9 protein-coding genes are annotated in these 12,608 nt (G+C 44.8%); all 9 read right to left on the reverse strand.

Going from position 1 to position 12,608, the window contains the following annotated elements; genetic code table 11:
* Positions 1-165: 165 nt before the first annotated feature.
* Positions 166-3,537, reverse strand: a complete 3,372-nt coding sequence (locus tag ACFQ0N_RS12680) for a carbohydrate binding domain-containing protein (RefSeq protein ID WP_379326500.1) — start codon at positions 3,535-3,537, stop codon at positions 166-168.
* A 54-nt stretch (positions 3,538-3,591) separates the two neighbouring features.
* On the reverse strand, positions 3,592-4,425 hold the full coding sequence (locus tag ACFQ0N_RS12685; protein ID WP_379326502.1) for a carbohydrate ABC transporter permease: 834 nt from the start codon (positions 4,423-4,425) through the stop codon (positions 3,592-3,594).
* Entirely contained in the window at positions 4,418-5,299 is an 882-nt protein-coding gene (locus ACFQ0N_RS12690; protein WP_379326504.1) for a carbohydrate ABC transporter permease, read from the reverse strand. The genes ACFQ0N_RS12685 and ACFQ0N_RS12690 overlap by 8 nt, the downstream gene beginning before the upstream one ends.
* Complete coding sequence (locus ACFQ0N_RS12695) at positions 5,292-6,617, reverse strand: ABC transporter substrate-binding protein (RefSeq protein ID WP_379326506.1); 1,326 nt, start codon at positions 6,615-6,617, stop codon at positions 5,292-5,294. Before ACFQ0N_RS12695 ends, ACFQ0N_RS12690 begins: the two co-directional genes overlap by 8 nt.
* A gap of 304 nt (positions 6,618-6,921) precedes the next feature.
* Positions 6,922-7,938 (reverse strand): LacI family DNA-binding transcriptional regulator, encoded by a 1,017-nt coding sequence (locus ACFQ0N_RS12700; protein WP_379326508.1) that lies wholly within the window; start codon positions 7,936-7,938, stop codon positions 6,922-6,924.
* Between the two features lie 148 nt (positions 7,939-8,086).
* On the reverse strand, positions 8,087-8,272 hold the full coding sequence (locus tag ACFQ0N_RS12705; protein WP_379326672.1) for a stalk domain-containing protein: 186 nt from the start codon (positions 8,270-8,272) through the stop codon (positions 8,087-8,089).
* A gap of 275 nt (positions 8,273-8,547) precedes the next feature.
* The gene (locus tag ACFQ0N_RS12710; protein ID WP_379326510.1) at positions 8,548-10,158 is read right to left on the reverse strand and encodes an ABC-F family ATP-binding cassette domain-containing protein; all 1,611 of its coding nucleotides are present in this window, start codon (positions 10,156-10,158) and stop codon (positions 8,548-8,550) included.
* Positions 10,159-10,298: 140 nt separating this feature from the next.
* Entirely contained in the window at positions 10,299-12,248 is a 1,950-nt protein-coding gene (locus ACFQ0N_RS12715; protein ID WP_379326512.1) for an ABC transporter ATP-binding protein, read from the reverse strand.
* Positions 12,249-12,332: 84 nt separating this feature from the next.
* On the reverse strand, positions 12,333-12,608 hold the full coding sequence (locus ACFQ0N_RS12720) for an aKG-HExxH-type peptide beta-hydroxylase (protein ID WP_379326674.1): 276 nt from the start codon (positions 12,606-12,608) through the stop codon (positions 12,333-12,335).

Genomic DNA, 12,608 nt, shown 5'->3' on the forward strand with positions numbered 1-12,608 from the left:
TAGATCCATTAGGTCAAAAAAGACCTATTTGCGGGCGAATAAAAAAATGGAGTGCGACCCCAACAGGGTTCGAGCACTCCTTTTTTTATAGCTTATATGGCCGGCGGTACGGCGGTAAAAGAGCCGCCTGACGCGGAAATGACCAAGACACCTTCTCCTATACCGCTACGGAACTTCCCTCAGCTCGACATCATCAAGCCATGCCGGGCCGTTGACCGCTTGATCTACTTTGAAATATACCCACAGCTTTACAGTATTCGGCTGAATCGTAACAGGCAGCTCATATTTCGTCCAATCGCTGTTTGCCGCTGCTGCTATCCAGGTATATTTAACCGAGGCATCGTTGGCATCCGCTTGCCTCAGCCCTAACTCTACCAAACCTGCCGACGATCCATTTTTAACCCAGCCGGATAAAATGTATTTTTTGCCCGGAACGGTATCAATGCCCCGGCCCACTCCAGTATTAATGGTATTCCAGTTATTATTCGCATCCGGATTTAGCCGGACAGAGGAGCGGCCGCTATGTGCCACTTCATGATTCCATACCCCATTGCGCAGCAGCCAGCCGTCTAGTTGACCGGAATTAGCCGCTGCAAGCTCAAAGCCCGGGTTATAGACAAGATTGGGATCTGTCTGAATCTGCAGCGGGACTGTCTCGATCAGCTTGCCTTCAACCCGCACTTCAATATTAAGCTGGTAGACAGCTTCAGTAACTGTTGTTCCAGCAGGAAGTATAATATTGCCGGTGACCGCTGCCGATCCCCGATCTTGCAATGTAACAGATGCGGGCAAATCGACTGTAAGCTGGTCCGCTCCCTGATGAGATAGGCTTACATTTACAATCCGCGAAGCGTGATTGACAAGCTCTACCGTGAAAAGATATGTTCCAGCTGCATGAATGCGCAGCTTCTCCGGATTGCTCTTGGCTGACAGGAGCGCAGAAACTTTAAGCCCCTTAATGATTGACGCCGTTAGTTCTACACCGTTATACATGTAGCTCGCTGTCACATTGACGGAATAATCACCAGCGGCCGTTGCTGCCGGGATCATTATAGATTCTGAGACGGCCGAATTCGTACCGCCTGCCAGCAGCCCGATTTCTTTTTCAACCGGCTGCATGTCAGCTATGGAAGCACCGATTACCAGTTTGATGTTCTCGAGATCTGCCTGCCCATCGTTACGCAGGCTCACCGCAACCTCCAGCGCCTCGTCGGCAACAACATTATCTGAGGAAAGATTGACGTCTATCTGCAGCACAGCCTGAACCAGCCGCTGCAAGCCCGCCCTCACCTCATCAAGCACAGCCAGCATCGCAGCCCGCTTGTCAGCCGGTATCGCACCTTCTTGGCTATCGACCCACACCTCCGCTGCAGAGATTCGCGCCAAAATTGCAGCAGTATGTGCAAGCACAGCATTCATATCCAATTCTGCCTGCTCAAGCTCCGGCTTCAGGCTGTTCAACCCTTGCTGCAAACCTTGAACAATGCCCTGCCATTCACTGCTGCCCGATAAAGCAGCGGCTGTCTGTACTTTTTCAGCCACAGCGCCGATCGCAACGCTAAATGGCGAGACCCGATAGACGATAGCCTGCTCCGACTGCAGCGTAACCTGCAACGCATCATCTGCAATGCTCCATTGTGCCACCGACGCGCCATGCAGCAGCTCAATGTAATTGCCGGACTGCGGCAATGGCACCGTCACCGATTGTGCAGCTTGCGTCATATTGATCGCCACGACATATTGCTCCGCACCGTTCTGCCATATACCCCATTGTACATTGCCTTCGATATTCTCGGCGATCTTCGTTGCTTGCGTAGCCAGCCCGCTAATAAGCGGCAACTCTTCTTTAAAGGCTTTGAGACCCGGCCATAGCTCCGAATCCGGCAGCCTCCAGCCCGGATCATTAATCGAATAGAAAGCGAAGCCTTTACTTCCGGCCAGCAAAGCCTGGTAGCCCATATTGCGCACTTGGGTAATGCTCGGTAAGTAGTCCCAAGCCGTATTTGGCATACGGAATGTCTGCAATACGGTCCACACCGGCTTAATATTGTCTACGTTGGCTACTGCCTTTCGGACCCCGTTGCCAACTGCGGAAATCGGCTGCATTCTCTCCTTATTATACGGATAAACATCGGTTACAAGAATATCGGTCGCCTGACCGGTTGAGCGGTAAGCCTCCAATTCGGATTCGACCATATAAGTTGGATGAACCGGGTCAAGGGAGCGGATCATTCGATAGGCATCAAGCAATTCAGACTGCATAATACCGTTCAGCTTCGGTTCATCCATAATCATGTAGCCCAGCACAGCCGGATGATTTTTGAATTTTGTTATGATCTGCTTGTTTCTTTCCATATTTTCTTTGACAAGCATGCCTTCATATAAAGTAACCATCACCTTTAAATCATTTGCATGAGCAGCATCAAGCAAGGCTTGCAGCCCCTCGTCGCTTAGCCCATTCATTCCTTGGACAGTGTTGACGCCAATTTCACGCAACAGCGGGTAGTCCGAGATATTGGCATGATAAGCAATTACAGGGAAGAACGGCTTCTCGTCTACTAGAACAGGCCCATTCGCCGGAAGAGCTGCCGGACGCTCCAATCGATACAGCGTCTTCTCCTGACGTTCGACCAAATGGCCTGCTCCATCCTTTATTTCGGCATACAGCAGGTAGGGCTTATTCAGTGCCATGATGGACGGATCAAAGACTGTCTCCCACTCTGCAGCAGCAGCCACACCGCTTTTTGTGAAGAGTGCTTGGCCCGTGCCTGTATCCACAAGCTTTACCTCCATTGTCTTTCCGGAGAAGCTGCCATCTCGTGGCGTGAACTTCACTTGAATATTGCCTGACATTAAGTCGGTGTAATAATAAAGCTGATTAGGCAGCAATTCTAGCTGCGGCGCATCTTTTGTTTTGCGAACGGATGCATCGTCGAAATAGACTTTGCCGGTTCCATACAGACGCAAGTACACATACATATATTTTGCTCCGGGCGGCGCCACCATCTCAGTAACCATCTCATGCCATTGTCCGTCCATATCGGCCACAGGCGCCCGATAGGAATAACCTTGCAGCGCTGTTTCCGGCGACACAACCTCTGAAGTGTAAAATTCAATCTTGTATCCTGCCTGCCCGTTCACCCCGGCAGATTTGAACCAGGATAGCAGCTTGTAGGTCGCTCCCTCTTCTACCTGAATCGGCTGATTAACCCACGGATTATTTGCTATATCCGTTTTAATCATCAGGCCATAGCTGCCTGTTCTGGCCGCTTCGCCGGATACCTTGAAGCCTTCATGCCATACATCGCCCATGACCGCCCAATGCTTCGGCACACCCGCTTCATCCAATTGCTCAAATCCGCCATTCAGCAACAGCTCTACTGGTTGAATATCGCTCATCACTGCCTTTCCCTGACTTTGAGCTTGATCAGCGCCATACACTGCAGCTGTTCCCCAGGCAGAGCTGAATAAAGACAATACCAGCCCTGCTATGATCACTGCCGCCAATTGACGGCTATAATGACGAAAGCTTCTCATATGCAGCCTCCTGAAACGTATTTGGTTAAGTAGGCTTCTCTCTCCACTTACGCACTACCCCTTCAAGCCTGTTGTCGCAATCCCTTGAACAAACTGCTTCTGTGCGATCAAATAGACAAGCACCACCGGAATCGTAATGATCGTCGCTCCGGCCATGACCAGCGCTGTATTCACCTCTGTATCCGATTTCAGGTAGAGCAGTCCTAACGGCAAGGTGTAAAGCTCCTTGCTCTGCAAATAAATAAGCGGGCCGATTGTATTATTCCAGGCGCCCATAAATGTAAAGACCGACAAAGCCGCAAGCGCCGGCTTGCACAGCGGCAAATATATTTTCACGAAAATGCCTGGCGGCGAATAGCCGTCAACAACAGCCGCTTCGTACAGCTCCTTCGGCAGACCCTTTATATATTGATGCAATAAAAAGATGCCGAACGCGCCGCCCAAAAAATGCGGAATAATTAATGGATAATAAGTATCCAGCATGCCAAATGTTTTCCAAATAAAGTAACTCGGAATGAGTGTCACCTGAAAAGGCAGCATTAGCGTAGCCAACATGATCAAATACAAAGGCTTCTTTAATTTAAAATCAAACATCGCCAGCCCGAACGCAACCGCCGCACAGGAAAGCAATGTACCAATCAGCTCCAGGACGACGAGAATGCTGCTATTAAGCGTATATCGTCCGAAGTTGACCTTCCGCCATACGATCTCGTAGTTTTCCAGTTGAAACGGGCTTGGAATCCATTGCGGCGGCAATTGTGAAATAGCGCCCAACGTTTTGAACGAGGTGGACACCATCCAGAAAAATGGCAAAAACATGATGGCAGCGCCGATGATAAGCGCCAAATAAATCAATGTTTTTCCGAGCCATGAGGAAGCTTTAGTCATAGTGCACCCACCTTTTCTCAAAATATTTTTGGAAAAGCGTGATGCCCATTATGATGATAAACAATGCCCAAGCCATTGTTGACGCCGGCCCCATCTTGGATAGCATGAAGGCATCCCGGTAGATGAGCAGGTTCGGCACCAGGTTGCGTTCAGGAACATTGGATACATAGCTGCCCCACATCGCCAGAAACACATCAAAGGCCTGAAAAGCTGAAATCGTCGATAAAATCATGACCAAATAAATCATCGGCGACACGAGCGGAAAAACAATCCTCATAAAATACTTCCACCCGGAGGCGCCGTCAATCTGGGCCGCTTCATGCATTTCCTTCGAAATGCCCTGCATGCCGGCAAGCAGCAAAATCATCGAAGAGCCGACCCCTTTCCACACATTGACAAGGGCGATACTGCCGATGACAAGCCACCATTCCTTGCTGTTCAGCCAATTGACCGGTCCGAGCTGCACCGTGCTGAGCAGCCAGTTAATAAGCCCGTATTTCTCGCCATAAAGATACACCCACAGAACGCCTCCCGCCATCCATGGCGTAACGACAGGCAAAAAATAAATGAGACGGAAAAGCGTCTTGCCCTTGATCGACTGATTAAGCAAATGCGCGAGCGCCAAAGCGATGCACGTCTGAAGCGGCACAAAAATGAGCGCAAAATAAAAAATATTGCGAATGGAAATCCAGAATGCTTTTTCCTTCATCAGGCCGCTCCAATTGTTCAGCCCCGCCCATTTGACCGGATTGAATAAGTCCCATTGCGCGAAGGACAAGGATAGTGAGAAGAATATGGGAAAAGCCGTAAACAAAAGAACGTTCAAAATAAACGGAAAGGTAAAGAAATAACCCCAATATCCCTGTCTACGCATTTTGATCCAGCACCGCTTGCACTTTTTCCTGAATCTCCTTGACAGCATCCGACACCGAAATTTTACCGTCATAAATGTCTGTAATAATCGGCTGTGCTGCGCCCCGCCATTCATTCCAGCTTGCATTTTCATCTAGCGTTGTCCCTGATTCAGCAATCCCTTCGGTAAATGCTTTTTTATTCAGCGGTTTATTCGTGTTTTGCTCGACCTTCGCCAATGCCGCTTTGTTGACCGGCAGAGCTGCTCCACTCTCTGCGAGCAAAGCTTGGGCCTCTTCACTCAAATAATATTTCAAAAACTCCCATGCAGCCTCCTTCACTTCCGGCTTTGCTTTGGAATAGATCAGCCAGGAGTTCGTGACCATCGGCACATAGCGGTTGCCATCTACGCTTTTGGGAATTTTGACAACGTCCCAATCGGCATCCGGGAAATTCCGGTTCATGGTGACCTGATTGCTATACTGTATAATGTACATTGCGGCTTTGCCATTGGCCAAGGTCGCCTGATCACCGCCCTGCGCCTCAACGAACTCACGTGAGGTGAAGTAACCCTCTTTCACCCCATCCTGCATCGCCTGCAAACCGGCAATCGTCTGCGGGTTATCAAACATCGCTTTCGTTTTCGTTTCATCCAGCGCTTGCCCTCCGGCCATTTTGATAAACGGGAACCATCCCTGTGTTATACCCGCTGTCCCTGCAAGACCGTAAATTTCGGTTTCGCTGCCGGCTTCCTTTTTCGTCAAAAGCTTGGCGTTCTCAATCAGATCATTGAACGTCCAATCATCCGTCGGCAGTGAAACGCCGGCAGCGGCAAATACTTTTTTGTTAAAAGCAAGAGCTGCCGGATTAATGCCATGCGGTACGCCATACACATGACCGTCCGGAGTTTTGGCTGCATAAAGCGCTTCAATATAATCCTCTTCCTTTAAATCCCGTTCAATATAGGCGGATAAATCCTCGGCTACACCGCGCTTTCCGTAGCCCAGAATAGCCGCATTCTCCTGAAACCAAATATCCGGTGCCGTATTCCCGGCGATTTGCGTCGCAATTTTAGCCGTAAAATCGCCCCACGGCGCATCCTGAACATCAACCTTAATATGCGGATGCGAGGCAATAAAGCCGTCTATAATTTCTTTTCTTGTCGCATCGTAAGCAGCTGGCAGCCCGATTTTGAGCTTTACTTCTTTGAGCGTGTCAACCGTTTCGCCGCCCACGCTGTTCCCGCTATTCCCGTTGTTCCCGCCTGACGAGCAAGCAGCCATCATTGGCACTAACATTAACGAAAGAACAGCCGCCATTCTTCTTTTCCCTTTTTTCATCTTTAACCCTCCAATAATCTTGCTTTCTCTTCCTTCTGTTCATGACGCCATATCCAGCAATCAATCCACAGCGCCCCCCCTTTACAAGCGAAAAAATAACACACGTGTTCATAAATTGCAACAGTTTTACACCAAATAATTTAGCACACGTGTACATTTTAAGCAAGCGTTTTCTTTGAAGATTTTTCCTCCATTTTAAAAGCTGTCTCTTTTTTAAAGAGGCAGCTTTATTGCTTGGAGTTTATTTAGTCGCAAACGCACATCGCCGTTAATTTCACAATGAGCCCTTTTTCATAACGCTCCATCACTCGGCTCCCAGTCTGGCTACGGATTGGCGGACGATCAGCTCTGACTTCACTTCCATTGCCCTCCATCTTCCGTCCTGCCGGGCAGGCGCTGCGCTGCCAGGCTCATCTTTCTCGGTCAGCATTGCGATTGCCTGCTTAGCGAGAAGCTTGAGCGGCGGGCCGATTGTCGTGAGCGGCGCCTCGTACATTTGCAGCTCCGGCACATCGTCATACACGATTAGCGACAAGTCTTCCGGAATGCGGATTTTATAGCGGCGAAGCAGCTTGACCAACTGGAAGAAGACGACTTGACTATCCAGCACCAGTGCAGTTGGCCGCTGCTCCCCCTGCAGCAGCTCCAGCGCCAGCTCTTCATCAAATGCATCTCCTGCCAAATACGATTCTTCGACCGGTATAATATAATTACGTTTAAATTCCAGCTTACTATCGACGATGCCTTGTGTGAACCCGACCAGCTTGTCAGTCGTCTGCCCGATAAAGCCAATCTCCCGATGGTTTTCCCTCGCCAAATAACATACCGCCTCATATATGCCATGCTTCCGGTCAATCGTCAAACAATGCGCTTCCTCGACCGCCCCGCCGCCCATCAGCAGCATATCTCCTTTGAACAATTCCTTCTCCTTTAAAAATGCCGCAGGCGCCTTCCATTCCGGCACCGCCCAATAAATGACATGATCGACAAACTGTTGATTCAACGCGCGCATCGCCTCAACCGGATCAGCAAGCGATAACAGCACGGTCATTCCCTTTTTGGCCGCTTCATACTGAATTTCCTTGCATAAATTATAGAAAAACATCGATTCAAAGGTCGGCCAAATCATGCCGATACAGTTGGATTTGCGTTCTGCCAGTCTTCTCGCAGCCAGATTAGGCACGTAATTCAATTGTTTGGCAATTTTCAATATTTTCCGCCTTGTCTCATCATTCACCCCGGGATCATTATTTAACGCCCGGGAGACAGTCGGGTGGCTGACCCCCGCCAGTTTGGCAATATCTTTTATCGTTACAGTCATCCGCTCGTGCTCCGCCCCTTCCTGGCCTTACCAAATATGCTTTCATTATTATATTACACGTGTTCATAAAAATCGAGCATCCCTTCAAATCATTGTTGATGCAAACAACCCCATCGTTGCTCAACTCGCAACAATGGGGCCCAATAGATTACTTCATCGTAATCGCAATATTCTCATTCTGCTGACTCCACTCCACCTTTGCGCCGAGCGATTCGCTAATAAAGCGCAGCGGCAGATAAAAGACGCCGTTTACTGCAAAAGGTTCATATCCTTGCTGCACCGTCTGCTTGTTCAGCTTCATCTCTTCCGACTTAAAATCAATTACAATCTCCAGTGCGGGCTTGTCGGTGTTAGCACCTCATTAATAAGATTGTATATTGCATAGTGACAATACATCCTACTAACGAGCTTAGTTGGAAAAAAGTTGCAGATAGCATTCGTCGGTACTGGATTATTTTACAATCCGGTTGGTATCCGGCAGCGGCTTTCGGCCTTTGGGTTTAGGCTTTAAACCGTCGAACCCATCCTTACGATACTGGGCCAAGTACCGGCGCAGCGTGTGTAAACAAGGGAACTTGAGTACCAAATTAAGGATTGGTCCGCCCACCATTAATATTCTACTCTTCTCTTTCTCTTGACTTCTTCTAAGTTCCCTTCATATCCTAATATTTTATTATTTTCTATCCAGTAAATTCGATGAAACATCTTATTCAGAAAAAATCGATCATGAGATACTGCAATAATTGTTCCATCAAAATCTTCAAGTGCTTTTTCTAAAACTTCTCTTGAAGCAATATCTAGATGGTTCGTAGGCTCATCAAGGATAAGTAAATTTAGGTCTTGATACATAAGCTGAGCTAGACGCAGTCTCATGCGTTCACCACCACTTAAATTGCGTATCTTTCTATGTAATACATCTCCAAAAAAAAGAAATCCTGAGAGTAATTTTTCTGCTTCATCTTCATCGACCTTCACTTCATCTCGAAAAACATTTATCAATGTTTCATTATTAAAGTTATCGAATTCATTTTGTGAAATATAACCTTTCTTCACCCCGGGTCCGATGTATACAGTACCTAAGTCAGGCTGTAACTCACCTTGAATGATTTTAATTAGTGTTGTTTTACCAGTACCATTATTCCCAACAATGGCTACCTTCTCTTTATATCTTATTATTATGTCCACTTCTTCAAAAAGAACACGATCACAAAATGATCTTGAGACGTTATTGAGAACAACTACATCTTGACTTGAACGATTTTCAACATTAAAATCAATATCAATTTTCGGCCGCTCTAATATTGGCTTTTCAATTAGTTCCATCCGTTCTAATGCCTTTTCCTTACTATTTGCCCTACTATATAACCCAAATTCTCGCAAACGTTTAATAGATGTTTCTATTTTCTGAATTTTTTTTTGCTGCTCTTTATAATTATGATACTCAGAACCTAGTTTATTTTCCTTTGCTGAAGTGAAATAAGAATAATTCCCATAAAAAGGTGTTATTTTCCCATCCTCAATGTGATAAATCTTTTTTGCTATTCTATCAAGGAAATATCGATCATGAGATATAACCATAATCGTACCTTTATATTGGGACAGATAGTTTTCCAGCCATTCAATTGCGGTTAAATCTAGATGATTGGTCGGTTCATCCAAGAGTAATAAATCAGGTTCATGTAATAATACTGTGGCTAGTTCGATTTTTGTCTTTTCCCCTCCACTTAAAATACCAAATGAACCTTTCGTGATCCGCTCGTCAATAGAAAGACCCTTTAAAACCTTCGCTATCTTTGTTTCAATAAGATACCCGTGTTTCTGATCAAATTCTTCTACAAGTGATGTGTATTGTGTCATTATCTCGTCTAAGCGCTGATCATCCGAATTTAACTGAGTCATTTTCGTTGCTAACAAATCTATTTCCTTTTTTATTTCCAATAAATTACTGAATGGTTGTATTAATACTTGCATAACCTCAGTTGAACTACAGTAATCTGGGATTTGTTTTAAATAGCCCACTTTTATATTCTTTTTGATAAATATTTGCCCAGAATCAGGTTCGTCAACTCCAGATATCAATTTTAATAATGTTGTTTTGCCACTTCCATTCTCACCTACAATACCGACACGCTCAGCATCTTGAATTCGTATATTTATATCCTTGAATATCCAATCCGAACCATACATTTTTCCTATTTCATGCATTGAGCATACAATCATTATATTATTTCCTCCTGAAACTGATTGCCCTCAAATATATTCAAATTGTTCGTCTACTCTAGGGATTAGAATCTTTTTCACAATTATTTCAGGCGATGCGCATAATAGGAGGGAATTTTTTTAAGATCTATTTCTACAATTTACTGATCTGCATAACTACTCGCTTGCTTCGTGAACATAGTGTAGTACAACTCTTTTTTGTCCATTAATTCTTCGTGCGATCCTATCTCCACGATTTTCCCACCGTCCATGACCACAATTTTATCGGCATGACGGGCCAAAGATAAACGGTGACTAACAACAAAACTAATTTTTCCTTCTGTCATTTCCCTGAATAATTGAAACACATCATGCTCTGTATTTGGGTCCAGCGAGGCCGTAGGCTCATCGAGCAATAATATTTCAGCTTGTTCATACCGCAATAAAGCACGTGCTATCGCCATCCTCTGCCATTGACCTCCTGAAAGATCAACTCCATCCTCTAGTTCTTTACTGAGAGGAGTTTCGAGCACTTTGGGTAAAGATTCAATAATCGCTTTAATTCCGACTTTTTCAGCTGCACGCATAATTTCGCGATCATTCTCCAGAAACTCCAGAAAACCGTAACCTATGTTTTCCCTTACAGTTGCCGGAAAACGTGAAAAGTCTTGATTGACAACCGCAATTTTATTTCTTAGTTCGTTAATATCTAAAGTTCGTATGTCGCGGCCCCCCCAGATAATTGCCCCTTCGTTTGGATCGTATAACCTACACAGCAGTTTAGTTAAGGTAGTTTTGCCAGCACCATTCTCCCCTACAATAACAACCATTTCCCCTGGGTCTACTGATAAATAAATATCTTTAAGAACATCCCTATTGCTTCCAGGATATGAAAACGAAACACCACTTATGGTAATCCCTGCAGTATGGTTTGCATCTTTCTTCGAAATTTTTTCTTGCTCTTCATATGTTAGATCTTTCATGCTAGGCTTCATATCCAATAATTCGAATATTGCTATAGATGCCTTTGTAACACCTTGAATATCTGTTGTATTTCCAATGAGCACAAATAAGCTCCTACGCACTTGAAACACAAGTCCGGCATACATTGCAAGATCGCCGATGCTAAACTGGCCACTTATAGCCATTAACACCACAAAAAGATAAGGAATTCCAGCCCCTAATCCGCTAACAATAGACCAAAATGTTACACTGATGGTTCCTTTCTTTCTCACCTGAAACATCTCGCGAAAAGCTGTGTCAAATAAGTCGCGCCATTTTCTTAATAGTAACGATTGAAGCCGAAATTGGCGGATTTCTTTTGCATATTCTCCACCTGTTAACAGCCTCTCACTAATGCCCATTTTTCTTGCAAGAGCTGCTTGTGCTTGTACAACACTCCATGTAATTTCTTCGTAACGAAGCTGTACCCAAACAGATGGGATTGCCGTTACAAAAATAACAATAGGTATCCACCACGAAATTGAAAAGGAAAGAATGAGAACAGGAATGAATACAAAAAAACCAGTGATTAAATTTGTTATTACATTAGAAAGTTGAGTGATTCTAGGAATACTTTGCTGAGCAAGTTGAAGTATATTAAGTAGTTTTGGACTTTCAAACAGCGCTATATCCTCAAATTCTGAGATTTTATGGAATACTTTTGCCTTAATAATACCCTGTAATCGATCACGTAATGAGGAGAAAACAAAGCCGTTAATAGTTTCTACAGAGTCAAGTATAACGTTTAATATTATGAAAGCGACAACAATCCAGATCAAATGATTATTTAAGAGCAGTGTGGCCATAGCATTACCATTAAAAAACTTAGATAAATCTTGAGTTTGATCAATTACTAATTTCCCCAAATAAAGTAAAACTGCCGGTCCACTTCCGAATACTGCATTGATAGCCATTGATATTAATATCTCTTTAGGAGCGGATTTCGATATAAGGACAACACTCCGAAATAAAGAAAAAATAAACAAATGAGTTGTATTATTTTTTGTTGAGTTCATTTCAATGGATCCTTTCCCTGATACTCTTTTCAACTTTTTAACAAATAAACTACCGGTTAAAGTCAATTTAGATTTTTCGGTAATGGTATCCAAGGATTCCTCTACTTACTTTTTGTACAACTCAACTCGATTTTTAACTATATCTAAATATTCACTTCTTTCCTTCGCAATTGTTGCCTAAGCATATCGTACTAAGGTAAAAACATAAGCTCCGTGCAATAGCCCCTCCATTGGTCGTAAGTCTGTACGCCAAGGTGAAGGATAGAGATCTTCTTGTGAAGAAGGCTCAATAAGAGGATGTAAGTCATTTAGAATATCTAGCTTATTATGTCCGTTTTCGTGGACAAGGTGATCAATGGTCTCTAAAACATTATTCTCTGACGTTATAAATATTGCTCCTCGGAGATGATTTAAGCTAAAGCCCGTAAGGTGGGGAGTATTAACTGGTGATAT

The organism is Paenibacillus sp. GCM10027626 (assembly GCF_042676285.1).
In the GTDB taxonomy this organism is placed as follows: Bacteria; Bacillota; Bacilli; order Paenibacillales; family Paenibacillaceae; genus Paenibacillus_Z.

Bases quoted from the DNA above. Each gene is read 5' to 3' on its own strand.
- ACFQ0N_RS12680 (WP_379326500.1), bottom strand. From the start codon at position 3,537: ATGAGAAGCTTTCGTCATTATAGCCGTCAATTGGCGGCAGTGATCATA.
- ACFQ0N_RS12710 (WP_379326510.1), bottom strand. From the start codon at position 10,158: ATGATTGTATGCTCAATGCATGAAATAGGAAAAATGTATGGTTCGGAT.
- ACFQ0N_RS12695 (WP_379326506.1), bottom strand. From the start codon at position 6,617: ATGAAAAAAGGGAAAAGAAGAATGGCGGCTGTTCTTTCGTTAATGTTA.
- ACFQ0N_RS12700 (WP_379326508.1), bottom strand. From the start codon at position 7,938: ATGACTGTAACGATAAAAGATATTGCCAAACTGGCGGGGGTCAGCCAC.
- ACFQ0N_RS12690 (WP_379326504.1), bottom strand. From the start codon at position 5,299: ATGCGTAGACAGGGATATTGGGGTTATTTCTTTACCTTTCCGTTTATT.
- ACFQ0N_RS12685 (WP_379326502.1), bottom strand. From the start codon at position 4,425: ATGACTAAAGCTTCCTCATGGCTCGGAAAAACATTGATTTATTTGGCG.